Source organism: Bacillus sp. JUb11 (assembly GCF_024807925.1).
GTDB classification, from domain to species: Bacteria; Bacillota; Bacilli; order Bacillales; family Bacillaceae; genus Bacillus; species Bacillus altitudinis.
In genome coordinates, this window is sequence record NZ_JANUEZ010000004.1 from 76651 (window position 1) to 101467 (window position 24817).

28 protein-coding genes are annotated in these 24817 nt (G+C 42.9%); 12 read left to right on the plus strand and 16 right to left on the minus strand.

The annotated features are described in order from the left end of the window. The first annotated feature begins 79 nt into the window (after positions 1-79). Together M2369_RS08825 and M2369_RS08830 are read left to right on the plus strand one after the other, a co-directional pair. Positions 80-754, plus strand: coding sequence for a GntR family transcriptional regulator (locus tag M2369_RS08825; protein WP_217967533.1), 675 nt, complete (start codon positions 80-82; stop codon positions 752-754). A gap of 129 nt (positions 755-883) precedes the next feature. After that, the gene (locus tag M2369_RS08830; protein ID WP_008347156.1) at positions 884-1180 is read left to right on the plus strand and encodes a DUF3817 domain-containing protein; all 297 of its coding nucleotides are present in this window, start codon (positions 884-886) and stop codon (positions 1178-1180) included. 60 nt (positions 1181-1240) lie between these two features. Here M2369_RS08830 and M2369_RS08835 read toward each other — a convergent pair whose 3' ends face one another. Then, positions 1241-3490: a hypothetical protein gene (locus tag M2369_RS08835; RefSeq protein ID WP_259254001.1), complete on the minus strand. Its 2250-nt coding sequence runs from the start codon at positions 3488-3490 to the stop codon at positions 1241-1243. 160 nt (positions 3491-3650) lie between these two features. Here M2369_RS08835 and M2369_RS08840 point away from each other — a divergent pair, with 160 nt between their 5' ends. Then, complete coding sequence (locus M2369_RS08840) at positions 3651-3869, plus strand: hypothetical protein (RefSeq protein ID WP_048002380.1); 219 nt, start codon at positions 3651-3653, stop codon at positions 3867-3869. Between the two features lie 13 nt (positions 3870-3882). Further along, entirely contained in the window at positions 3883-4065 is a 183-nt protein-coding gene (locus M2369_RS08845; protein WP_259254004.1) for a hypothetical protein, read from the plus strand. Between the two features lie 593 nt (positions 4066-4658). Here M2369_RS08845 and M2369_RS08850 read toward each other — a convergent pair. Beyond that, the gene (locus M2369_RS08850; protein WP_216896158.1) at positions 4659-5081 is read right to left on the minus strand and encodes a pyridoxamine 5'-phosphate oxidase family protein; all 423 of its coding nucleotides are present in this window, start codon (positions 5079-5081) and stop codon (positions 4659-4661) included. A gap of 293 nt (positions 5082-5374) precedes the next feature. Then, positions 5375-6244 carry an SDR family oxidoreductase gene (locus M2369_RS08855; RefSeq protein ID WP_024720227.1) on the minus strand — a complete coding sequence of 290 codons (870 nt, stop codon included), beginning with the start codon at positions 6242-6244 and terminating at the stop codon, positions 5375-5377. Between the two features lie 155 nt (positions 6245-6399). Here M2369_RS08855 and M2369_RS08860 point away from each other — a divergent pair, with 155 nt between their 5' ends. Then, positions 6400-7011: a class I SAM-dependent methyltransferase gene (locus tag M2369_RS08860; RefSeq protein ID WP_259254005.1), complete on the plus strand. Its 612-nt coding sequence runs from the start codon at positions 6400-6402 to the stop codon at positions 7009-7011. Between the two features lie 16 nt (positions 7012-7027). On the opposite strand, the gene M2369_RS08865 is transcribed toward M2369_RS08860, so the two are convergent. The 3 genes from M2369_RS08865 to M2369_RS08875 all read right to left on the minus strand — a co-directional run bounded on the left by M2369_RS08865 (position 7028) and on the right by M2369_RS08875 (position 11039). After that, positions 7028-9115 carry a BglG family transcription antiterminator gene (locus tag M2369_RS08865; protein WP_100325534.1) on the minus strand — a complete coding sequence of 696 codons (2088 nt, stop codon included), beginning with the start codon at positions 9113-9115 and terminating at the stop codon, positions 7028-7030. A 121-nt stretch (positions 9116-9236) separates the two neighbouring features. After that, positions 9237-10319: a C45 family autoproteolytic acyltransferase/hydrolase gene (locus M2369_RS08870; protein WP_144679578.1), complete on the minus strand. Its 1083-nt coding sequence runs from the start codon at positions 10317-10319 to the stop codon at positions 9237-9239. An 87-nt stretch (positions 10320-10406) separates the two neighbouring features. Then, positions 10407-11039 (minus strand): GDSL-type esterase/lipase family protein, encoded by a 633-nt coding sequence (locus M2369_RS08875; protein ID WP_144679580.1) that lies wholly within the window; start codon positions 11037-11039, stop codon positions 10407-10409. 414 nt (positions 11040-11453) lie between these two features. On the opposite strand from M2369_RS08875, the gene M2369_RS08880 reads away from it, so the two are divergent. Next, positions 11454-12089, plus strand: coding sequence for an FMN-dependent NADH-azoreductase (locus tag M2369_RS08880; RefSeq protein WP_024720223.1), 636 nt, complete (start codon positions 11454-11456; stop codon positions 12087-12089). Positions 12090-12123: 34 nt separating this feature from the next. Here the strand turns inward: M2369_RS08880 and M2369_RS08885 are convergent, their stop codons facing one another. From M2369_RS08885 to M2369_RS08920, 8 genes are all read right to left on the minus strand, one after another. Beyond that, on the minus strand, positions 12124-12897 hold the full coding sequence (locus M2369_RS08885; protein ID WP_047946144.1) for an IclR family transcriptional regulator: 774 nt from the start codon (positions 12895-12897) through the stop codon (positions 12124-12126). Positions 12898-12911: 14 nt separating this feature from the next. After that, positions 12912-13916: a 5-oxoprolinase subunit C family protein gene (locus M2369_RS08890; protein ID WP_310503972.1), complete on the minus strand. Its 1005-nt coding sequence runs from the start codon at positions 13914-13916 to the stop codon at positions 12912-12914. Continuing rightward, complete coding sequence (gene pxpB / locus M2369_RS08895) at positions 13913-14659, minus strand: 5-oxoprolinase subunit PxpB (protein WP_024720220.1); 747 nt, start codon at positions 14657-14659, stop codon at positions 13913-13915. Before pxpB ends, M2369_RS08890 begins: the two co-directional genes overlap by 4 nt. A 19-nt stretch (positions 14660-14678) precedes the next feature. Next, positions 14679-15470: a putative hydro-lyase gene (locus M2369_RS08900; RefSeq protein ID WP_259254007.1), complete on the minus strand. Its 792-nt coding sequence runs from the start codon at positions 15468-15470 to the stop codon at positions 14679-14681. Between the two features lie 4 nt (positions 15471-15474). Then, complete coding sequence (locus M2369_RS08905; RefSeq protein ID WP_007498097.1) at positions 15475-16692, minus strand: NRAMP family divalent metal transporter; 1218 nt, start codon at positions 16690-16692, stop codon at positions 15475-15477. A gap of 24 nt (positions 16693-16716) precedes the next feature. Next, the gene (locus tag M2369_RS08910; protein WP_039166171.1) at positions 16717-17475 is read right to left on the minus strand and encodes a LamB/YcsF family protein; all 759 of its coding nucleotides are present in this window, start codon (positions 17473-17475) and stop codon (positions 16717-16719) included. Positions 17476-17648: 173 nt separating this feature from the next. Beyond that, entirely contained in the window at positions 17649-18428 is a 780-nt protein-coding gene (locus M2369_RS08915; protein WP_396126108.1) for a Cof-type HAD-IIB family hydrolase, read from the minus strand. A 103-nt stretch (positions 18429-18531) separates the two neighbouring features. After that, entirely contained in the window at positions 18532-18783 is a 252-nt protein-coding gene (locus M2369_RS08920; RefSeq protein ID WP_370539175.1) for an excalibur calcium-binding domain-containing protein, read from the minus strand. A 200-nt stretch (positions 18784-18983) separates the two neighbouring features. On the opposite strand from M2369_RS08920, the gene M2369_RS08925 reads away from it, so the two are divergent. From M2369_RS08925 to M2369_RS08935, 3 genes are read left to right on the plus strand one after another with little or no spacing between them, the layout of a single operon-like run. Then, positions 18984-19361: a VOC family protein gene (locus M2369_RS08925; protein ID WP_058336799.1), complete on the plus strand. Its 378-nt coding sequence runs from the start codon at positions 18984-18986 to the stop codon at positions 19359-19361. 25 nt (positions 19362-19386) lie between these two features. Continuing rightward, complete coding sequence (locus M2369_RS08930; RefSeq protein ID WP_017358499.1) at positions 19387-19680, plus strand: DUF5316 family protein; 294 nt, start codon at positions 19387-19389, stop codon at positions 19678-19680. Between the two features lie 31 nt (positions 19681-19711). After that, positions 19712-19954 (plus strand): DUF2651 family protein, encoded by a 243-nt coding sequence (locus M2369_RS08935; RefSeq protein WP_056408094.1) that lies wholly within the window; start codon positions 19712-19714, stop codon positions 19952-19954. 44 nt (positions 19955-19998) lie between these two features. Here M2369_RS08935 and M2369_RS08940 read toward each other — a convergent pair whose 3' ends face one another. Further along, positions 19999-20391 carry a RidA family protein gene (locus tag M2369_RS08940; protein ID WP_056408095.1) on the minus strand — a complete coding sequence of 131 codons (393 nt, stop codon included), beginning with the start codon at positions 20389-20391 and terminating at the stop codon, positions 19999-20001. Between the two features lie 350 nt (positions 20392-20741). Between M2369_RS08940 and M2369_RS08945 the strand changes: the two genes are divergently transcribed. The 3 genes from M2369_RS08945 to M2369_RS08955 are packed head-to-tail and all read left to right on the plus strand — an operon-like array spanning position 20742 to position 23020. After that, positions 20742-21203, plus strand: a complete 462-nt coding sequence (locus M2369_RS08945; RefSeq protein ID WP_096881014.1) for an FMN-binding protein — start codon at positions 20742-20744, stop codon at positions 21201-21203. 15 nt (positions 21204-21218) lie between these two features. After that, positions 21219-22196, plus strand: a complete 978-nt coding sequence (locus tag M2369_RS08950; RefSeq protein WP_259254011.1) for an FAD:protein FMN transferase — start codon at positions 21219-21221, stop codon at positions 22194-22196. Then, the gene (locus tag M2369_RS08955; RefSeq protein ID WP_259254012.1) at positions 22154-23020 is read left to right on the plus strand and encodes an RnfABCDGE type electron transport complex subunit D; all 867 of its coding nucleotides are present in this window, start codon (positions 22154-22156) and stop codon (positions 23018-23020) included. Before M2369_RS08950 ends, M2369_RS08955 begins: the two co-directional genes overlap by 43 nt. Before the next feature lie 45 nt (positions 23021-23065). On the opposite strand, the gene M2369_RS08960 is transcribed toward M2369_RS08955, so the two are convergent. Then, positions 23066-24814 (minus strand): methyl-accepting chemotaxis protein, encoded by a 1749-nt coding sequence (locus M2369_RS08960; RefSeq protein ID WP_039166197.1) that lies wholly within the window; start codon positions 24812-24814, stop codon positions 23066-23068. Positions 24815-24817 lie beyond the last annotated feature (3 nt).

Here is a 24817-nt window from a genome sequence, read left to right on the forward strand (position 1 = left end):
TTTTGATGCAGGCTTGCCTAGAGGGAAAAACTTGGATAACATGAGACAAAAGATGATGTATAAAAGAGGGAATGATGGCATGAATTCATTCGAGATGGAAAGACCAACACCGTATCACATGCAATTTTATGAACAGCTGAAGCAAATGATTTTTGATGGCCAGTTTCAGCCAGGAGAGCGCATCAATGAAACACAGCTTGCCAAACAATTTGGCGTAAGCCGATCACCGGTAAGAGAGGCGATGAGGCTGTTAGAAAAAGACGAGCTCTTAATCGCGGATCATCGATCAGGCTATTCCGTCTATACGTTAACAGAAAAAGATGTCGAGGAGCTTTATCAAATTCGGGTAGCTTTAGAAACACTTGCTGTTGAGCTTGCCTGTAAGGAAGCCGTGCAAAGAGAAATGGATGAAATTGAGCAGGTTCTCACGCAGGCGGACGAAGCGATCAAGCAGCAACTGCCCTCTAAAGAGATCGTCCAGTTACATGAAGCCTTTCACCAAAAAATCATTTTGGCGAGTCACAATGACCGCTTATCCAAACAATTGAATCACGTAAATGCACTCATTCACTATTGCCGCATTTTTCATTTTAGCGGCGGGGCTCGTGCTGAAATCATTCAAAGAGAGCATGCAGCCATCTATTCTAAAATAAAAAAGCGCCGCTCCACAGAAGCCGTTCAAGCAATGACGGAGCATTTATTGCATGATGTGATGCACTTAAAGCAAGTACTCTCTGAAACAAACAAGGAGTAAAGGACTTTTCCCATTTTTTAAGCATTCCATGAACATATTTTGAATTTTTCGTAGATTTCAGCATGTCCAGACGATCTTTCGTTTATATTAGAAGATGAGAAACTAGCTTTTATACAGGAGGATTTGTATATGCATACAAGTATTAGCCGTCTGAGACAGGCGGGTTTTATTGAGGGTATGTCTCTTTTAACCCTTCTTTTAATTGCCATGCCTCTAAAATATTTTGCGGATATTCCGATGGCGGTCACCATTGTGGGCTCTCTTCATGGCGCATTGTTTGTGATCTATATGCTCATTTTGGCATATGTGACATTTAAAGTTCGCTGGCACTTGAAATGGTCCATCGCTGGTTTTTTTGCGGCTTTCATTCCTTTCGGTAACTTCGCCTACGATAAGGTGCTCCGCCAATATGATACAAAAGCTTAATCAAAAAGGGCTAAAACGAAATTCGTTTTAGCCCTTTTTTTCACGCTGGGGAACGCTTTTTTAAATCGATGCATATTTCACAATGGCTGCTTGACGCGTCATGTCGTGATACGCCACCCATAATTCATCACCAGGCAAGACGCTAGTGATTGGATCGATCGGCTGCTTCACTTCATACATGATGCCATCTCTCTCAACCTGAATGATCGCTAACGGCTGGTTGCCGATGACACCAGAAAATGTGACATGAGTCACTTTTGCACTTCCTTGTTTCTCTTGCATAAGACTGATTTCTTTATCCAGCTCTTCTTGTTTTGTCTGCATCGTGATTTGAGTTCCTGGCGCGACCTCCATATGGTCAGGGATGAATTGACTGACCGTTTTTGTGATGGATTGATCTCCGCTAGAAACCGTCACATCCAGCGTAATAGGCTTCTGATCATGAATTGTGACTGGATATTGCTTCACCCGTTGGATCGTTCCTGTTAATGTCACGTCTTTCCCCGAACGATTCCGCACTTCATGCCCATAGGCTGCCATTTTCAACTGACCGCTGATGTCAACGAGATCGGCTTTTTCTCCTCTTCTAAACTCAAAACCAGCGGCTTGAATCATCGGAATGGTATACCTTTTCTGATCTGCTTCAAATGTAAGCGATAAGACGGTGCCTCGTCCTACGGTTCCATATGATTCTATGTTTCTTAAAATAGCGCCTTTGATGAACTTTGGCTCGCTCGGCTGCGAGAAGTCACCCTCTTTTAAGAGCATCGCTTTTTTCTTTTTCGGATTGTAGAGAATGGCGATACGCTGACCCGGCTGCGGTATCTGAGTATAGGATACAACCGTTTTAACCGCCTTCTCGATATTTTCCCCATCATATTGAAATTGAAGCTGCATGTTGACCAGCGGCTGTTCATTGATGTAGGTACCCGTTTCTTTGACAGATACAATATTGGCTTCTAATGTGACACTGTCCTTGATCTTGTTCTTTCTCACCAGTCTCAAAATCGGCGGTAGGAAGATCGCTAGCACAAATAACAGCAGTGGGATAAAGAGCCATATCGCCCAGTTGAGAATGAGTGGTCCGCCCTTCATGACATATTGTATAAAGGTGTCAACAGACGTTTGGTGGGCTGGACTGGCATTTTCGATTGAGATGACCTTTTGCAAAGGGAATTCCTTTAGCTGTTTGCTTTTCGCCTCAAATGCCCCCGTTAATTGGTTGCCAAGTGAATAATAGAGCCAATCGCTCTTCACATTTTTATGAAAAGAGAGATCTTCTTTTTGTAAAGACTCATATGACAACGACTGAATAAGCTTGCTGGCAGACGTCGCCTTATTCGTGCGATGATTATAAATATAACCAGTCAGCTTGCCTTTTGCTTCATCCTTTGCTGTAGAGCCTAAAAGAAGAACTTCTTCTTCATTCAGCTGATAGATAAAGGTTTGGTAAATCGGTTTTGGTGTTGGGACGACTTCCCCAAGCCTTCCCTCTGCATCCACTTTCCTTGGTCTTTTTGGATAGTTGGATTCGACAGCGACAGCAACGTTTTGTGATGATCCGATCGTTTTTTGCAGCTGTTGCACGACTTTATCTTCAATGAGGCTAAACGGTTCAGCACTTTTGGAGACATAGACCCCAAGCTGATGTTTCTCGTTTGAGATTCCGCTGACATACGCCTTCTGGTCATTTTTCAAAGTCAATTCAAACATAGGGAATGGGGTCTGCCCTCTAAAAGAATTCATGACGACATCGATGGAAACAGGTCTTGCTGGCAGCTTCAGCTCGTTGAGATTGTGGACATGAAACTGACCATTCTTTAGCTCACCGAGGACCGCAGCAGCGCCTTCCTTTTCTCCTGTAAACAAGAGTCGTCCATTCCATTGATATGTATTCGTTTTTAAAAACGAGGGTATCTGTAGATTTTGCTTAACGAGCTCTTTCTTTTCCCCGCTCGGCGTTAGTTTCTCGATCAACAGCTGTCCCTCTTTATTTTTTAAAGCAAGTAAGAGGTTGTTACCTTGAGTGGATGGCAACATTTCATTAAACGTATCGCTTTCCGTGGTCCATTCACTGATTCTTTTTCCTGATTGAGGATCATACATTGCAAAATGAAGCTGCTGGTTTTTTGATACAGCACTCACCACTCGTTTTCCTTCATCGAATGTAAATATTTGTTTGACATCATATTGCGTCGCTTTCCCTGCTGACAAATCATCTTGGTAATGGTTCCACACCAAGACACTAAGAATGATTGCTGGAATAAAGAAGACAATATACCTGAGGAAAATTACTGGTATTCTTTTCACTTGATCGCTTCCTTTCATGGAGTTCCTTTTTCTTATACGTCAGTGCAGCGAGAATGTTTCATGCTAGCAGAATACCATTCCAACTTTCTAAATCCATATTTTACATATTTGATTATTTACGATAAAATCCAATCAGATTCAAAAAAAGGATGTTATCTCAATGGATAAGCTATCATCGATCATTCTAGCGGCTTGGCTGCGTGTTCCCCGTTGGTTCAAGCAAGGGGTGCTCGTATCTATTACCATTTTCTTTTTTTATATGTGCTTTGTAAAGGGGCTGACTGGCTGGTACACCTTGCCTCCTGTTACTTTGCTCGCATGCGCCATTTGTTCCTTCTTCATCTGGATGGTGTGGCTAAACAGTCAAAAAAACAAGTAAAAAGGAGAATTTCATGAAAGAATCCATCTTTTATTTTGCTATCTCTTTTGTTCTTCAATGGGTTTGGTTTGGGGTTGTGCATCCAGATAGAGGCGTGACACTGCTGGACATGTTGATCTTCTCTATTTTGTTTACGGTGATGTTCTTTTTTATTGGCCGGATTTGGAAGTATCAGAAGAAAGGGCGAAGTGAGTAATGATGAAGCATTTCCTCTTTCTGTCGATGAGTGTTCGTTGTTCTATTGTTGGCGGCGGATCTTTTTGAAGGGGATGTCATGCGGATGGTGTCCGCTTTTATCTTCCTTTTTCCTATTTTATTGTTTAAAACGTAAAAAGGCTGCCAAATAGATGGCAGCCCGTTTCTTACTCTTTTCATGCAAATAAATAATCAATGTTTAATCTCCGTCACGGAGTGTATGAATTAAGATTCGATCATATCAGTGTGTCATATGTGTTCCGAGTGAACCTACGTTTGAAAGTAAACGCCATGGAAGTTCTGGATAACAAGACAACGAAAGCCCTACCTCTCATTCGTCCTTACGGCTCCGAAGCCGTGCCAGTGTGAATTGTAAATCAAAACGTCTTTTTTCCATTCTTCCGCTTTTATAGGGGGCGGTTGCAGAAGGAAAAGAATAAGTTTGTTCGCTTTGACAGCGTCTCGTTCTTATCAAGTAGAAGCTCTATTGCTTCTCATTATGTCATAGAAAAAAGAAAGTTTACTTTCTTTATTTATTTGCTATTTCAACACTTAATATAAAACTATAACACATTCCCCCAACTTACGCAAGTGTTAAAGTGATAATTCTGCTGGTGTCCGGTTTCCTTCGTTCATATAACGAATGGAGGTTGGGTCAATCTTAAGGATCACTAAGTTTGGATCATCTTTTCCTTTAAACCATTTCTCCATCTCATCAGACCAAAGGCGGTCGATCAGTTCTGGATCATCCGTTAATGTGGCTTTACCTGCGATTTCTGCATATGTGTCCCCAAATCCTTCACCTGAATAACCAATGAGAATATGAACATTCGGATTTTTTTCAATCTCATCAGCTTTATGTGTTTCTTTGCTTGTTGGTGTATATAATGTCAGCCCTTCATGAAAAAAAGTCATATAGCGGGTATGCGGCTTATCTTGTTCAACAGTCGCCAATGTTCCCACTTTTTGTTCGTCTAATAAGTTCATTACCTTTTTCTTTAACTCTTCTTGTGACATGTATCTTCACTCCTTCAAAATGTCATCCGTACTCTTAGGTTTCCACGACAATCCATTCATTAAACAAAGAAATGTGTTTTTCATAAAAAGACATCTTCTAGCTGATGCTATAAAAAACGGACACATTGAAAGGGGAAGTTGAATATGCATCATGAAACGATGTTCCATTTGAGTTCACTTGTTATTGCAGCGGTTGTTGTGGGCATTATCATATGGTCTGTCTCATCTGTACAGAAGAATCGGAAGAAATACTAAATACACCGCCCAATTAAATCTGGGCGGCGTGCTATTGATCATGTATTCATAAAGGAACCGCCGTTGACGTGAAGTGTCTGTCCCGTCATATAAGACGATTCGTCCGAAGCAAGCAGTACATAGCAGCCTACATGCTCCACAGGCTGTCCTGGTCTTCCCATTGGTGTCTCGGCCCCGAAGCTTTCGACACTGTCTTCATCAAATGTAGATGGAATGAGCGGCGTCCATATTGGACCGGGTGCTACACCGTTTACCCGAATTCCATCTTTCACAAGCGACTGTGCCATAGAACGAGTAAAGCCGTTGATGGCCCCTTTTGTCGCTGTATAATCAATCAGTACCTTGTTGCCTCGATACGGGTTAATAGATGTTGTATTAATAATGGAACTTCCCGGTTTTAAGTAATCGAGTGCCTTCTTCGTAAAATAAAAATAAGAATAGAAATTGGTTCTAAAGGTTTGGTGAAGCTGTTCACTAGAAATATCTTGAATACGTTCTTTCGGATGCTGTTCGGCCGCATTATTGACTAAGATGTCCAGCTGTCCAAAGGCTTCAACTGTCTTTTCTACCGCTTTCTCACAAAAGGCTTCGTCCCCGACATCCCCTGCAATCGTTAAACATTTGACGCCTTCCTGTTCTACACGTTTTTGCGTATCCTCTGCATCCTCATGTTCATTTAAGTATACGATCGCGACATGAGCTCCTTCTTTGGCATACGCAACAGAAACAGCACGTCCAATTCCGCTGTCTCCACCTGTAATCAGCGCTACTTTACCTTTTAGCTTACCAGACCCTTTATACGATTCATCCTCATAGATCGGGGCAGGATTCATTTCTCTTTCACTGCCTGGCTGCTGATCCTGCGTTTGGCGCGGAATGCCATTTGTTAAGTATTCACGTAAATCCATGTGTAAGCTCCTCCTTGATTTGTTGATGTATCCTTTCATTACCACTTCATTTTTTCACTCAAACATCCCTATGCGTCATCGATGCGTTTTGAAAACTGACAGGTTTCATGATGGGAAAAATCGGTTACATAAACATAAAAAAGGAGCGTTCTCACATGCTGTCAACCATTTCTAAAACCTTTAGCAGACCAAAAGGCTGGCTCGGAAGCATCGCAGGTTTTATTATGGCAAATGAAAATAAGGCACTGAATCAATGGGCGATCCAGCATTTAGATTTATCAGATGGTGAAAACATATTGGAAATAGGCTATGGCCCCGGCTATAGCATCAAACATATGCTCAAGCATTATGACGATCTTCACATTGATGGACTAGATGCTTCTTCAACTATGATGGAACAGGCGCATTCGCGTATAAAGAAACGATCCAAAGAGAAGCAGGTCCGGCTATATGTCGGGAAAATTGAAAAAACACGCCTGCCGGCGGATCAGTATGACAAAGTACTTTCTGTTAACAATTATACGATTTGGGATGACCCAAAGGCTGGCGCACTCAACCTTTATCACACCTTGAAACCGGGCGGAACACTCGTCATTGTGATGCAACCAAGAGAAAAAGGAGCGGACGCCAATCGAACAAAAGAAATGAGCGAAAGCATCCTCAATGATTTAGAATTTGCTGGATTTGATCAGTTTTCTGTTGAATATGAGGAGATTCGTCCCACCCTCGCTGTCTGTGTCACAGCAAAAAAGCCGAGAAGCGAATAAGCTCTCGGCTTTTTTCTTACCATTTTGACTCTTTGACAAATTGATAAAAAAGTTGATGTAATTTCTGTTCAATCTCTTCCTTTGTTCCTTGTCCATAAAGTGCCATGCTTTCTTCGCTTTCAATGATGGATGAACTGATCAGGCTAAACATTTCAGACCCTTCTTTGCCAAGCTCTAGCGGCGCCAGCATGAGGAGCATTCTGGACATAAGCTGCTGCCCGCCATCCATGCTTTTGATCTCGTATGCCTCATCAAGATCATAGATATGAAAGACCGGTTTCTTAATGAGATCATGCTTTAAGTGAAAAAGAGCAAACTCGGTTCCTGGAATGCCTAAACCACCTTGCTGCTCACGCTCAAGCAAACCGGCTGTCACTTCGTCTGCACGTTCTAAATAGCCTTGACTTTCAACCTGACGCATCAGCTCTCTCATTGTTGACTCATGCTGCTCTGTCGTCTTCTTTTTTTCGATTGTAAAATGGGACAAGATGCTGCGAATCACTGACATATAATTCGTGATTTGCTCTGCCATTCCTATCATATCAACCGTTTCCTCCACCGATTCTTTTGCAGATTCCTGCGCTCTTTTTTTCTCAATCAGATAAGGAATTTTTCGTTTAATATGAGACTTGACCCGCACTGCGTCATCCTCGTTTAAGAGCGGGCTGACCATAATGTAATCAATATGCTCATAGGGGATCGGCACGGTTGATACAATCATGTCATAGCTTGCAGCGTCGATTTCCTTTAGCTCCATTAAGGAAGATAGATCAAATTTGGCGATTTCAGGCAATTCTTTTTTTAATCGTGATGCGAGCATTTTTGACGAACCGATACCGCTTGAGCAAACGACCAATGCATGAATCTTGGTTTCTTCTTTTTTAATTTCAAGCACCGAACCAAAATGAAGCACGATAAAGGCAATTTCATCCTCTGGAAATTCGATCTCAGGAAAGAAGCGCTCCACACCTTCTTCAATCGCCATGAACAGCAAGAAGTAGTCTTTTTTTATTTGTTGTGTGAGCGGATTATAAATCCGCATCTTTTCTTTTAATCGGTTCATAGCTGGTTCAAGATGAGACACGAGTCCCTCATACAATGAATCGTTTTCATTTAAATGATAGCCTGTTTTATGAGAAATAAAGTCAATGAGTTTCTTCGTTCTCAGCGCGATATCTAACTCAATCTCATCAATGCGGTATTCTGCCGTAAAGCTTCGATTTGCACTGCGCAAATGGATGGTCATGTATCCAACTTCAGCTTCAGGAATCTCTACATTAAACATGCGTTCTAATGCTCGCGCGATTCTGAGTGAAGATTCAAATTCCTTCGTCCGCTTTAATTCAAGCAATTCTTCCTCTTCCATCCGAATGGTTTCACCGATTTGAATGCGTTCAATGGCATAGGTTAAGTGAACGACAAGTGCAATATAGGCACTATCTGACAACGAGAGAGAAAGTCTGTTTTTCAAATGAAAGAGCAGCCTTTCTACCTTGAGCAGCTGTCCTCGACTGACTACCCCAAACACTTTTTCAGTCGCTTTCGTTCGATGTTTAATATTCATCTCAATCGTTTCGAGGAATAATTGAATGTCGAGACGGTCAACGATCAGGTTCCCGACAATTTTTCGTTTGGCTTCCTCCGGTCCTTTTAATTCAATGCCGTACCCACGCTTGCGGATAAGCAGTAAACCGTAAGGAGCGATCCAGTCCGTCAGTTCATCTAAGTCGTAGCTGATGGTCGCATTTGTGACCTGCAAGTCGGCTGCAAGTGTATATAATTTCACCGGTTCTTTTGCTTCAAGCAGGGCACACAGGATTAAGAGCTTCCGTTCATCAGAACTATATTCAATTTGGTCTTCATTTGAAATATGAGACAGAAGCCGCTGTTTGTCTTCCTGTTCACCGACCGCCTTCAAGCCCTTCCCCGGCTGTTTATCAAGTGATAGGTTGTAATTCTTTAAAATAGGTTTAATGGATTTAAGTTCTCTATGAATCGTTCTTGTACTTACCTGAACAGAATCGGCGATCTCACGAATGGTGACATAACGATTTTGCTGAATCATATATTTGATCACTTTCTGTTCTCGTGCCGTTATGTACATGAAATGCCTCCTTCTGCTTAAATAGGTCTATTGTCACACTTTAATATAAAACGCTTTCACTGATCGATGCAACCTGAAGTTGATCTAAATTTGGCACACAGGCTGTGACAAAATGAAAGACTCACACGTTTCTCCAAAAGGAAGGTCCATAATCCTTTTGATGAAATTGAATCGTTTGTTCATGAAATGGCAGTGTGCCCCCGACCTTTAATGAATAGGTAGGATTATAGACGGGAGAGCCAAAGCAATACTCCATCGTCCCTTCCTCCGGCCGAAACATGACGGTTCGCATCGTCCCAAACAGCTCTTCATAATTGTGCACAGTCAGACCAGCAGGGTATTCTGTCTGAAATAGTTCCGTAAGAGACTCGCTTGACGGCTGTTCTTCTAAAGCTTGAATTAACATGTCGTACCTGACAACAGAATGATGTTTCGTCAACCCTTTTGCCGTGTAATCAGCGAGCGGATGGTTCGTAGCCGCAATAAATCCACGCTCCGGCCTTCTCACCTTTTTTTGCCCATCTATCATTTCAATCACAGCCGCCTCTCCCTTCCGGTCAGCAAGCATGAGGTGAACATTAGACGCGACGGGCATTTCCTGTACCAAACGGACGGCATCCTCCACCGTTTTACAGGACTCTAGCACAGCACGAATGACATGATATACTTGCAAGCCAGCAACAGCAGGCGGCTTTAAGCCTGGTTCGTTGCCAACAGGCGGACCGCATGCAGAAAATGTTACCGATAGACCATGCTCATTCATCCCATCCGATCGACCAAATAAGATTAATGATGAGCCTGTATGGACTGCTGAGCCCTTCACATGCGTAGATACAAGACGCATATCATCAAACAGCGGAGAAAAATCATAGTTGCGAAGCATCACCGTCTGTTGATTGGCAGCCTCATTCCCCTGCATCACACAATGGGAACAGCCTGGCTGAAGATGCGAAGAATAGAAAAAGGTCAAATCGCTTTCATCTATTTGCATTTCATCACAAAATCCCGAGAGCTCTTCTTCTAACTGAGGAAGAAACGGTCGAATCAGCTGCTTTATTTCCTTCACAGCCTCTTTTGATAACGGTTCTGATTGAATGTATTGTTTCTTAAGCAAAGGGCGTTCCTTCAGCCAAATAGCCTGCTGCTTTCCTACCTCATAAGCTGTTCCTTTCAATTCATGAAAATACGCACTCATCTCCTGCATGCATCCACCTCTTTTGTCTTAGTTTCTTTTATCATATCGAAACAGCCCTTCATTTAAAAGAATGAAAAAAACTGTAATCCCGCGGAATCACAGTTGCTTAGTGGATTTTTGAAACAGCGCTTCTGCCATTGCTTCATATCCTCTGTGGTTTGGATGAAATTGATCAATCGATAAGTATGCGCTTTGATGACCTTCAAATACACCGTAAATATCCACCACTTCTACATGTGGATTCGTAGCAAGCTGGCGAAGGTGATGGTTGTATTGCTTCAGCCATCTCTCGGCGATCGGAATCTCAGGAAAAGGATTATATAAATTCAATAAATATACGCAGTATGGTTGATGCTGCCCTCTTTTTATCAGGGCGATTTCTTGAACCATTTTGCTGAAATTCACCTGACAATGCATAGACGCTTGCAGCAGTGTCTTTTCATCTTCACCTTTTTCATACTGCAGAACAGCTTGAACAAGATCATTCCCGCAGCCTGTGATGGTGATGATGTCAGCATGAGCAATCGCCCGTCTTACATCAGACCGCTGAAAAAGCTGCAAGATTTCTTCCGTTGTTAACCCTGATTTCGCAAATACGGACAGTTTCACCGGTATATGCAGCTTCTTTTCAAGCTTCGCCGCATATCGCTCCGTAAAACCGCCGCCAAATAAACGTGCCCCCACCCCAACCGTTAAGGAATCTCCAATCGCAACATAGGATCGTCCCACTCTTATCCCTCACTCTCTCCTGCCTTCTCTTATATATACGAAAAAGAAGAGCAAATGCTTGTAGCAGATGGCTTAAAGGCATCCACCTTTTTTTCAAAAACGCAGGATGAGCGCATTTACAAACACTTTACTTGCGATATCGATCCATTTTTTGTTCAATGGGAGTAGGGTTTTTTTGCTTAAATCGCGGACTTGAAGCGTTTCAGAAAAATTTACAAACTTTTTATCTTGATTTCAAGACTTTATACCTTGACTTCAAACTATATAGTGATTACAATGAAAATATCAGTTTTTATGTAACTGTGCTTGTTACATCTTTTTCATAGCATTCCAATATGATTAAAGATGCCACATATTCAGTGTATCTTTGGGATACACTAAAAAAATCATTGAAACAGGAAGGATTGAATGAACATGGCAAAAGTTTTATACATCACTGCACATCCGCATGATGAAACAGTTTCTTACAGTATGGCTACTGCTAAAGCATTTATCGAATCTTATAAGGAAGCAAATCCAAGTGACGAGGTTGTACATATCGATTTGTACAAAGAAAACATTCCTCACATTGATGCAGATGTATTCGCTGGATGGGGCAAGCTTCAATCTGGTGCTGGCTTCGATACACTTTCAGCTGAAGAGCAAGCGAAAGTTGCTCGCCTAAACGAATTAAGCGATCAATTCGTTTCTGCTGACAAATACGTATTTGTTTCACCACTTTGGAACTTCTCATTCCCACCAGTTCTTAAAGCATACATCGACTCTGTTGCTGTAGCTGGTAAAACATTCAAATACACTGAGCAAGGTCCTGTTGGATTACTAACAGACAAAAAAGCGCTACACATCCAAGCACGTGGCGGATACTACACTGAAGGTCCTGCTGCTGAACTTGAAGCAGGTCACCGTTACCTTGGAACAATTGCAAACTTCTTCGGTATTCCTTCTTTCGAAGGTCTTATTGTTGAAGGTCACAATGCTGAGCCTGCAAAAGCAGAACAAATTAAAGCAGATGCGATCGAACGTGCAAAAGCTTTAGGTAAAACTTTCTAATCATGAACACGCAAAAAGCCAATGATCTTAACGGTCATTGGCTTTTTATTTGTTCAGTTGCAAAACCTAATTCTTTTGAAATGCCGCTGGCCGCTTTTTTGACCTGCTCAATTAAATAAGGAAGCCGTTCCTTTTGATAGCCGGCCTCAAACCCCGCAATACTAATGCCTGCTGCCACTTCTCCATGATGATTGAAAATGGGCGCTCCAATAGCCGCAGTATAGTTTTCAAGCTCTGAATAGCTTAACGTATATCCACGCCTGTTTGATTCTTCGATCATGTTTCGCAGGACATCTTTATCGGTAATGGTTCCGATCCCGATTTTCCCGAGCTCTACCGAATCAATATAGGCAAGTCTCTCTTCCTCTGGCAAAAAGGAAAGAATACTTCTCGCACAAGCTCCCGCATATAATGGGGATCTTCTTCCGACAGCGGTATAGAGCCGGACGGGCTGCGTTCCTTCCATTTTCTCCACATAAATGGCTTCATCTCCTTCACGAATAATGAGCTGAACAGCCTCACCTACCTCATCACGCAAGTTTTCCATAAAGGGCCTTGCAATTCTACGGATATCAAGGCGGTCTGCGACAAGCTGACCGTATTCAAGGAACATCAATCCTAATCGGTAAACACCTGAAGGATGCTTTTCTAATAACCCCATATCGGCTAACGAGTTGGCCATTCGGTGTACAGATGTTTTGGGCATGCTCGAGAGCTCAATCATGTCATTTAACGTTAATTGTTCGTGTGTGATAAAAAGCCGTAATATCTCCATTGATTTCACAACAGTTTTATTTGTGTTCTGCATGTTTCTCACCTTTTCTAAAACGAAAATGCTTCGAGTTTTAATCTTGCCGTCAGGTCCTTCATCTCTGCTTCTTGTGTGAATAAGGCTTGCTCTGCTTCTTGGCGGCCAATTTGTTGAAACGTGAGATTCGCTCCAGGCATCGCCTGCGCAATGAGCGGCAAATCGACTGTAGCCACCTCACCAATACGGGGATATCCACCTGTCGTTTGACGATCTGCGAGCAGAATAATCGGCTGGCCGTCAGGAGGAATTTGAATAGAGCCAAAAGCAACCGCTTCTGAAATCAATTCAAGTTTTTGCTTTAAACGAATCGGTTCCCCTTTCAATCTGCATCCCATACGATCAGATTGGGGAGTGACCTGATAAGACCGCTCGAAAAAAGCTTGCTGCGATTCTTCCTGAAAATGAGATAAATGTCTGCCTGCAAGCACCCGAATGACTGGTGATTTCCCGAGAGGCAAAAAATGCGCATGATTGACTGTCCAGTCTGGCGCACGTTCCCCTTTGCTTTTTAACATGTGAACGAGGCGCTCCGCCAGTGGTGACGGTTCTCCAATTGGCAGGACGTCTCCTTTTTCTAGCGGACGCCCTTCTATTCCGCCTATCTTCGCTCTGACGTACGTACTTTTACTTTTCATCACCGGCTCAACATCAAATCCACCGGCTACAGCGAGGTAGGAGCGGCATCCCCTCTTACAAGGGCCAAAGGTGATCGTGCTTCCTGCTCGAATGAAGAGTGGTTTCCATAGAGGCGCTTGTTCCCGGTCAATCTCAATCTCCACATCAGCACCGGTCACGGCGATCAGCTGATCCTTCTGACATGTCAACACTGGGCCGGGCCCCATTAAAGTGATTTCCAGCACCGCTTCGTTTTCTTGATTCCCGGTGAGGATGTTGGCGATTCGGAGTGAGAGCGGGTCCATGCTGCCGCTCGTTAACACACCGTACTTCTGATAGCCTATTCTCCCTTTATCTTGAATGGTGGTGAACATTCCTGGCTTGATGACATGCATACTCAACGATCTTCCTCCTTCATGCTGAAAAATTCCTTTTCAGACAGTTGAACAAATCGAACCTCGTCCCCTGCCTTTAGTAGACTAGGTCTCTCAGCATTCGGCCGAAATAAGGACAAAGGGGTTTGTCCAATGAGCTGCCAGCCTCCGGGTGTAGATATCGGATAAACCCCTGTCTGCTTCCCCGCAATACCCACAGATCCTTTTGGAATCGACATTCTTGGTGTTTGTCTGCGCGGAGCTGCAATTTTTTCAGAAAGTCCGCCTAAAAACGGGAACCCAGGAGCAAACCCAATCATATAGACAAGATACGTCCCGGAGGTGTGAATGCGTACAACTTCTTCAGGCGTTAAATCATTGATACGGGCGACTTCTTCTAAGTCAGGACCGAGCTCTCCTCCATAACATACAGGAATGTCGACGATCCGGCGCTTTGCCTGATTCCCCTCCTGCCAGTTGTCTTCAAGGAGGTTTTCAATATAGTCTTTGACCCATTCATACGGAGAGATCGCACGTTGCTTAAGCTGAGCAGATTGATACACCTTATAGGGCTCATAAAAGACGGTCACGTTTGTAAAAGCTTGAACAGCTTCCACATATCCTTCAAATGGATGCTGTTCAATACACGAAAACAGCTGCTTCACACGCTCATGAATGTCTTCACTTATGTCAGTCCCGGCTTGGATGACAATGGCTGCGTCTCCTAGCGGGTGGAACGTGATCGTATCTTTTATCGTTGAAAATGCCACTCTTATGACACCTCTCTTTCTACAGGACACCGAGCTTTTGATCTCTTACATCTGTGATAAACATATGACCGGGTGCATGGGTGATCGCAATGTCTGGCTTAGTGTGCATGACGATGGCTTGCGGCGTCACACCACATGCCCAAAACACCGGAACTTCCCCTTTTTTGATCACAGATGGCTCTCCAAAGTCTGGTTGATCTACATGTTCAATGCCAATCACAGCTGGATCACCTATATGGATAGGACCGCCATGTACCGATGGGAATCTAGACGTCACCTGAACACTTCTTGTGACTTGATGTGCTGGGATCGGCCTCATGCTGACAACCATCGGACCATGGAATACACCTGCCCTTTCACATGAAATGTTCGTTTGATACATTGGGACATTATGTCCATTTTCAATATGGCGGACAGGAATGTCATTCAGCATGAGTGCATGCTCAAACGTAAAGCTGCATCCGATGAGAAAGCCCACCATATCATCCTCCCAATAGGAAGCAATATCTGTTATCTCTTCTTGAAGAACCCCTTTTTTGTAAACACGGTATTTAGGGAAATCCGTTCGAATATCCGCATCAGGTGCTGAACGCCTTGGCACTGGATCACCTGGATCGAGCACATCAAGCAAAGGACACGAAGCCGGATTCCGTTGACAAAATAAAAGAAAATCGAAGGCCAGCTCTTTTTTGACGATCATTAAGTTGGCTTGCGCAAATCCCTCAGCAAAGCCAGCCGTTGGTCCTGTGATCTTCTGCTTACGAATCAATTCCCTTATTTGTGACGGCTTATAGGTTTGATATGCTTTCATGTGATCAGCTCCATAGTTTTGGAATTTCATTCATGATGGTATATCCGCCCATGATTGCCATGATGACAACAACAAACGCACCTGTTGCGGTCAAAAAGAATGGATGGCGATAATCACCGACAATTTCTTTTTTATAGGCAGCAATCAGCAATGTTCCGAGTGCAAGCGGCAAGATCAATGCATTGATGGCCCCAACCAAAATCAATATGTTCACAGGTCTTCCAATCGTTATAAAACAAATGGTCGAGAGCGCAATGAATCCAACGATAATGCCTCGTTGATTTTTCTCGATTTTTGGTGAGAAGGTTTTAAAGAAGGAAACGGAGGTGTATGCTGCTCCAATGACTGAGGTAATGGCAGCAGCCCACATAATAATCCCGAACATTTTATATCCAACATTTCCAGATGCTAATTGAAAAACAGACGCAGGCGGGTTCGACGGATCAATCTGTAAGCCTTTTGAGACAACTCCTAGAACGGCTAAAAATAAAGCCACACGCATTACGGATGTGATCAAAATACCGAAAATGGAACTTTTCGTCACTTGCGGCAATGCTTCCTTCCCCTTAATGCCAGCATCCAGCAGACGATGACCACCAGCAAAAACGATATAGCCACCAACTGTCCCGCCGACAAGTGTGACAATGGATAACATGTCAATTTTCTCTGGCACGAAAGTTCTCATGACCGCTTCTCCAACTGGCGGTGCTGTGGAAATAGCCACATACAGCATCAGACCAATCATGACAAAACCAGCGATTTGTGTGAATCGGTCCATCGCTTTTCCTGCCTCTTTGATGACAAAAATGAGAATGGCAATGACTGCACTGACCCCAGCCCCTATGCGGGGATCGACGCCGAATATGACCTGAAAACCGAGACCCGCACCAGCGATATTTCCAATATTAAAGGCAAGACCCCCAATGACAATCAAACAGGCTAACACATATCCGAGCCCCGGCAGAACCATATTGGCAATGTCCTGTCCTCTTTTTTCCGAGACGGCAATGATACGCCATACATTTGTTTGCGCAAAAATGTCTAGCAAAATGGAAATCAAAATGACAAACCCAAAGCTAGCTGCGAGCTGCTGTGTGAACACCGTTGTTTGTGTTAAAAATCCCGGTCCAATGGCGGACGTTGCCATTAAAAAGGCTGCGCCCATCAGCATAGAACGGTTCCCTTTTGGAGCTTTCATCTGTTTGGCTTTCTCTCTTTTCATGCTGTTTCCCCCTTTGATGACGATTTATCGAAAGGCCTTGAGTTGAATAGTGGCTTCTTTTAGCTTCGCTGTAATGGTTTTTGCAAATTGAAGCGCGTGACTGCCATCCCCGTGGATGCACACCGTATCTGCTTTGAGCTGAACATCTTCCCCTTGCACTGTCTGCACTTTTCCCTCTCTTACCATACGGATGACCTGCTGAACCGCCCTTTCATCCTCTTCAATGAGTGCATGAGGTTCACGGCGGGATGTCAGTGTTCCGTCTGGTTGATACGTCCGATCAGAAAAAACTTCATGTGCCACTTGAAGACCGATTCTTTCCCCTGCTGACGCAAGTTCACTGCCTGACAGCGCAAATAACACAAGGTTAGGATCAATATCATACACAGCCTTCGCAATTGATTCAGATAATTCAGTATTTTTAGCCGCCATGTTGTAAAGGGCGCCATGTGGTTTGACGTGCTGCATCATGCCGCCTTCTGCTTTCAGAAAAGCTGATAGTGCACCAATTTGATAGATCACAAGATCATAGGCTTCCTCTGCTGAGATCGCGATTGGACGTCTGCCAAAACCGACTAAATCTTGCAGACCTGGATGTGCACCAATTTGGACCCCTTTATCCAGTGCCATTTTCACCGTCTTTCTCATCACAGTTGGATCTCCCGCATGAAAACCGCATGCAATATTGGCTGAGGTAACATATTCAAGAATTTGTTCATCTGAACCGATGGTGTATTGACCAAAACTTTCTCCCAAATCACAGTTAATATCCACTTGATACATAGGACCCCTCCTTGTCGTTCCGAATTGCGGAATAGAAAGTCCGAATATTCGAATTTATATTGATTATACCAACTTTGAATAGACTGCACATGAAATTGTCAGAAAATATAACAATAGAACTAGGAGAAAACAAAAAAAGTGAGAGGTCATGTCCTCTCACTTTTTCTACTCGCTTATTTAGACAGCACCCAATGCTGGATGGCTTTTGCTACCCCGTACTCTGTATTAGGAGCCGTAATCCAATCAGCGGCTTCTTTCACAACTTCTTGTGCATTGCCCATTGCAATCCCTAATCCGGCTTCTTGAATCATCGCCATATCATTCAGACTGTCGCCAAGTGACATGACGTTGTCCATTGTGCAGCCAATGCGTTCTGCTACTTTCGCAAGAGCTGCCGCTTTGTTAATGCCTGCTGCATTGACTTCGATATTGGTTGGACTGGAATTCGTGATTTCTAGCTGTCCATTTGTTTTCAATGTATGGAGGACTTCCTCACGAACAGCATCGTCATAAATATCAAAACCAAATTTCAACCATTCGTGGTCATGAATGCGTTCTGGGAATTCTCCTCTCCACACCTTATCCACAGTAGATGCCCAGTAATCGGTTTCGTATCTGTTTTTTAGATCCCACATCATCTGAACGTGATCGGGATGCAGCAGTTCCCGTTCGATCAACTGGAAGTTTGAATCCCAAATTTCACTTCCGTTCGCTGTGACAAGATAAGAAGAGAGTTTCAGCGGCTCGACCAGCTCTCGGCATGTCATCAGCGTACGTCCTGTGCTAATCACCACATGGACCCCTTTGGCTTCTGCTTCTTTAATGGCTTGTTTATTTTCCTCAGGAATGACGTGTTCACTGTTTAACAGCGTGCCATCCATATCAATGGCAATCAATCGGATGTCTTTCTTATCAGCTTGTGTTGACAAATTGAGTACCCCACTTTGTATCATTTTTTGAATCTATCTTTATTTTAATATAAAGATGAAGATGGCACAAAGGGACGAGTTTGATCCCAAAGAAAAAAGACCTTGTGACAGGTCTTTTTTCTTCTTCTTAACGTTCACATGCGATGCCGTCTTTATCACGGTCAAGGTGTTTATTTTTTAAGTAGAGTGCTTTTGATACATAAGGCTTGTACTTCGTTTTTCCACCTTTGTTTTTCGTATTTTTGCTTTTTGCCACGCCGCCTTTATACACTTTGTTGAGTGCTTTGCAGTTTTTGTACTTGACTGTCTTTGCATCCGCTGTGTGAGTGTCAACTTGTGTAAAGCTAAGTAAAAGACCGAAAGATATGACAGCCACCATGATTTTTTTCAACATGTAAGTTCCCCCCTATTTTTTCTCATTTTACATTTTTATCATATGTCACCACATTTTGTTTTTCAAGACGATTGAGATAGGAATATTGTTTTTTTTGGAATTAAATGAATCTTATTGCCTATGTGGTAAAATTAGTGGGAAACCTTTCCGGTTTTGACACGTATATGAAGAGAGGAGCTTTCCACATGAAAATGAAATATACCATTCTATATGTAAACGATGTTGAAGCAAGTATTCAGTTCTACCATCATATCCTCGGTTTCCCGATTAAATTGAGAGTTGAATCCTATGTTGAGTTTGATACAGGAGAAGTGACCTTATCAATTAATTCACGCCAAGATGTGAAAGAGTCACTTGGTCTGCCTGTTCCAGAGGCAGTTAGCTCGTCACAAACGTTTGAGATTGGCTTTGTTGTGGATGATGTGAATGAAACAATTGCATCCTTGAAGGAAAAAGGAGTACCTGTCATCAAGGAACCTGCCAAGAAGCCGTGGGGACAAACGGTCAGTTATGTGTCTGATCCTGATGGACATTTCATTGAAATATGTGATGCGGTCTCCTAATAGCTGTCTGAAGGAGTGAAGCATAATGAGAAAGAAACATGCTTTTTTTGCTGGTGTTTGCTCCATGCTGTTGATTTGCAGTGCGGCGCTCATATTACAGCACCATGAATGGATTGGATTCGTCAGTGGTGGAATCTCTATTATTGCGTTCGTTGCATCTGGATTTCTTATGGGTGCATGGACCAACGGGGAAGAGGCACGAGCGGCCTATCACTCTGAAACAAAAGAACACCGGATGTTTCGTCTTGATACGGCTTTTCTTTTCATCATCTTTGCCCTTCCGCATATGGGTGCAGCACTGTTATATGTTTTTATGTAAATAGTTAATTTGGTTCAAAGGAGTAATTAACATGGCTGTTTTTGTCTTATTCGTTGTATTTGGTTTCCCTATGATCTCTGTGCTGATTGGTATTTTCGGCACATTGTTTTTAAAGAACATTTGGTTTCCTACCTTGATTGTGCTGGTTGCGAGTGTGATTCTGATGTTCACCTCTATTGGTGGAAATGAATCTTTTCTCATTTGGGTCATCGTCTACACAGTCTGTGCATTTCTCGGTGCATTCATTACAAAGCGATTCCAAGCTGTTTCATAAATACTCATCAAAAAAAAGAACAGTTTGCACTGTTCTTTTTTTGATTAAATATCGGCACACCATAGCTCTATTTCGATTTTCAGCTCTGGCCACCCTAATGCAGTCACATAGGCAACGGTCATTGATGGATATGCCGTTTTGAAGATTGCATTCCACTGTGGATATAGATGATCCCAATCAATTTCTTCTGTTGCCCAAATATTGACTTTGATGACGTGTTCTTCATTCAACCCTTCTGATGCAAGGATTCTCTTTATATTTTCAAACGTATTGGTGACTTGGTCGTTTAAGCTTGATGGGATCTGTCCATCCGCTCCTGTCCCTACTTGACCTGATGTCACAAATAACCCCGCACCCTTTGGCACCCTTGTGATATGACTGTAGTTGCCAACGGGTTTAGGCATACTTTCTGGATTTTTTCTCGTGATTTTCTCCATGTAAATCCCTCACTCACTATGATTTTTCTGCGTGTTTTTCTTCCTGTAGACAGACTTCACCAATTTTTGTCTATCCTAAAAGAAAACAGCAGTGGAGTATCCGTAGCCACAAGGTAAGAACATCAATATTTTCTTTTTCATGGACGAAACACTCCTTTTTGATTGCGTGAGCAAGGTTTAGATTCATTTCATCCTACCTGATAAATGAACCACAGTCAAAAATAAATGATAAACGATAACGTGCAATATCTTGATTCTTATTGCCTATTATCTAAAATCGTTCTTTTCTTGTTCATGGTTTGTTCAAATTTCTTCTATATAGTAGATCGTAATAGGAGGTAGGATACATCATGGCAAAAATAAATAAGAAAATGATTAGTCTTTGCACCGCAGCTATCAGCAGCTTATACATCACTGGTTATGCAACTACCCATCATGCGCAAGCCGTTCAGACAGCACAATCAAATACACAAACAGACGCTTCTAATCATACATCTCTCACATCAGATACTACCGCCACTCAAACAGAAGATACCACTTCAGAAACTGAACTCAAGGATGGTACTTTCTCTGGTACTGGATCAAATGAGATTGGCTCTATTAGTGTATCTGTTACCATCAAACAAGGAAATATCACTTCTGTCGAGATTACGAGTGATAACACTAGATACGGACAAAGCTCCATTTCCTCATTACCCAATGAAGTGGTCATCAGACAAAGTGCTGATGTAGATACGGTGAGCGGTGCAACATTAAGTACACAGGATTTTGAAACAGCTGTTGCTCAGGCTTTAGAGCAGGCAAAGGCATAGAGAGGAGACACCATGATGAAATGGTTAGGACAACAAAAACTCATTACTTTTCAAAAATCCATGCTGGCTATGGGAACTGTTATCAATATTCAAGTGGTTGCCTATGAAAAAGATCGACGGGCTGTTTTAGAGGACATCAACCGTGCCTTTTCCATTTTTTACGATATCGAGCATCGTTTTAGCCGTTTCCGCTCTGATTCTGAAGTCATGAAGTTAGCCAATCGTTCAAAGCAAGAGGTATTAGTCAGTGAAATGCTTTTCGATTTAACAGCCTATGCGCTAGAGTTAGCCGAGTTAACAAATGGCAAGTATGATCCAACCATCGGAAAAATCATGGAACAAAAAGGATTCGATCGTTTATATACGACAGGACAAACTTTTTCATCACATGACGTTCCACATGCAGCCGTTCATTATCGTGACGTCCAGTTAAACGAGACGAATCGGACGATTTATTTGAACAAACCGCTGATTTTGGATTTTGGTTCTATTGCAAAGGGATTTGCGTGCGATCTTGCCGCAAAAGAGCTTGAAGCATGGGAAGGCTTTATGATGAATGCTGGTGGGGATGTGTTGGTATCTGGATTTAACGAACAACAAGAAGAGTGGACAATTGGGATTCGGCATCCCATTCACAAACAGACCAACATCTCGGTCATTCGAACGACTAATTGTGCGATTTGTACATCTGGAAGCTATGAACGGATCAGTCGTTATGATCCTCATACGCACCATTTGATACACCCTCAAACGAAACAGTCTGAACAAAGTTTGTTAAGCTGTACCGTCATTGCACCACTCGGTATGCTCGCCGATAGTCTATCCACAGCTGCTTTTTTATTAGGTCGAGAAGAGGGTTATTCATTTTTAGCCGAACATGAAATACCTGCCGTGATGGTAGATCAAACCGCTGATATGATCGTAACACCGGAGATGAAGGAGGTTCACTCATGGAATCACAACCAGCACCTATCACAAACCAAACATTTTTGAAACCATCACCCTCACTAAAAGCCTACATTCGGACACCGAAACGGTATGTCATCGCCATTCTTTTGGTCCTTTTATCCGCCGGGAGTCTGCACGCTGGTTTTCTTAGTGGTCTCGCTACAGTTGCTACCAGCATCGGGACAGCACTAATTCTTGACTCTTTCATCTCAAGAGTGATTTGGAAAAACAATAAACACACATTCCCTGATGGAGCTCTGCTCACAGGGCTGATTATTGGCATTGTTCTAAGTCCAGCTACTTCTTTTGCTGTTTCTGTTTTCACAGCCGCAGCAGCCATTTTATCTAAGCATGTCATCACTTATCAAAAGAAACCAATTTTGAATCCAGCCGCATTTGGTTTATGGCTCTCAGTCATTTTATTTTCTTCCAATCAAAGCTGGTGGGGCGGTATGTCTCTTCTACCTTGGTGGACCCTATTCCTTGTGGTGGTCGGCGGTTATTTGGTGACCAGCCGCGTACAAAAATTCCCGCAAGTTTTCGCCTTTCTAGCAGCATACGGCCTGATCCACCTCATATTGGGATTCATTGGCTTAACGGATGCTTCATCTGCTTTTATTACGCCCTACTTGAATGCTGTCTTGTTTCTTGCGTTCTTTATGTTGACTGATCCACCTACTTCACCAGCAAAGAATCGTGATCAAATCATCTTTGGTATCCTGTGTGCTGTCGTTTCGTGTGTGGACTTCTATTTATTTAACAGCCTATCTTACTTACTCACAGGGCTTTTATGTGCCAATGCTTGGAAAGCCTATCGAACGTACCAAACAAATCAAAAGCGACGGGCAATAAGGACGAAAGTTGTCTAAATAAAAAAACGGACATCGACTTCTCGACGTCCGTTTGACCATACCTTATAAACGATAACGTGCAATATCTTGATTCAATCGCATGCTTAGCTCATTGAGCCTTTCTGCTGCCTTCGCCACATTGGAGATGGCGGTGACTTGTTCGTCTGTAGATGCAGTGATTTCTTCAATCGCTGCGGCATTTTCTTGAGAAATATGGGCTGCACCATGCATCGCTTTTGTGATGAGGTCGTTTTGTTCCAGTAATGTGTTCAGCTCTTTTGCCATCGCATTTGTTTCAACGATGGTTTGTGAAATCGATGTAGAGATGGAATTGAATTCTTGTTCTGTTGCGTGAACCGCTTCATCAAGCTCGGCAAAACGATCCATTGTTTTGGACATCATGCCAGCTGTAGCCGTCGTTTCTTCTTTAATGCCTTGAATCATCTGCTGGATTTGAACGGCTGATTGCTTTGTCTGTTCAGCTAAATTCCGCACTTCACTCGCCACAACCGAGAATCCTTTGCCATGCTCTCCTGCACGAGCTGCTTCAATGCTCGCATTCAGGGCCAGTAAGTTCGTTTCATTTGAAATGCTTTCAATGGTATCTGTGATTTGAGAAATATCTTGTACTTTTGTACTTAACTGCTCAATCCCTGATCGAATACCTTGAGATGCCTGAATGGATTGCTCATTTGATTGTTTTAATTGCTGGACAATTTGCTGACCCTGCTCGGAAGATTGGTTCGACTGGTCTGAAATTCGTTTGATCTGGTCGCTTTGTTCTTTGACGTTTTCAATGGATTGATTGAACTGAGTCATTTGTTGATTGGCTACCTCAAGGTCTGATGCTTGATGAAGTGTCCCAGTTGAGATATCCCCAATCGCTCGGCCAATTTCTTCACTGCTAGCGGATGTTTCTTCAGAGATGGCGGATAGATCTGTCGCAGATTCGACGAGCTGGCTGCTCGTTTCCTGCAAACCGCTCACAAGTGCTCTAAGCTCTCCTGACATATGATTAAAGCCTTTTGCCAACTGCCCAATTTCATCCGAGGTTTCTTTTAAGCTGGTGCGTTCAATATTGCCCGCCGCAATTTCTTTTGAAGCAGCCGTAACTTGCTTGAGCAGTCTCACTTTTCCTCGGGCTGCCAAATAAAAGACACCCATACTTAAAAGAGCGACACCTGCTGTAATGAGAATAATATAGAGCTTCATCTGCTCTAGTTCTTTATAAAATTCATCCTGAAATACGGCGATTCCTATACTCCAATTCCACGGTGTAAACTGGTTCATATAAGCGAGTTTTTGCTTTTCTTCCCCCGTGGCATCGTCTTTATCCATATAGGTGATATAGTGTGCATCCTCGCCTTTTGCTGTAGCGCCAGCGACCATTTTTTGACGATTTGTCGTGTTATCTGGGATGACGCCGATGTCGTTAACCGGATGAACCTGTGATGAATAATCGGCTCCATATGCGACAAGGTAGCCTTTATTTTTATAGATGAAATCTGATTTTTGAAATTGATACCCTTTGCCGTCGTCATTTTTAGGCCCGCTCAAGTAAATACGGGCTTGTTCCTGCGCCTGTTCAAGCGTCAGTTCTTTGTTCTCCACACGGTCGTTCAATTGTTCAAGAGTGGCCATCGCTCCATTTACGATGTGTTTTAAATCTGCTTTCCCTGCATCAATTAAGACATTTTTCGCTAAAAAATACCCCGTTGTTCCTACAAGTCCGCCTGTTAAAATCGTAATAACGATAATGGCTGACATCAATTGAAAAAAGACACTTCTTGAAGCAAACGCTTTCTTTTTCATGTT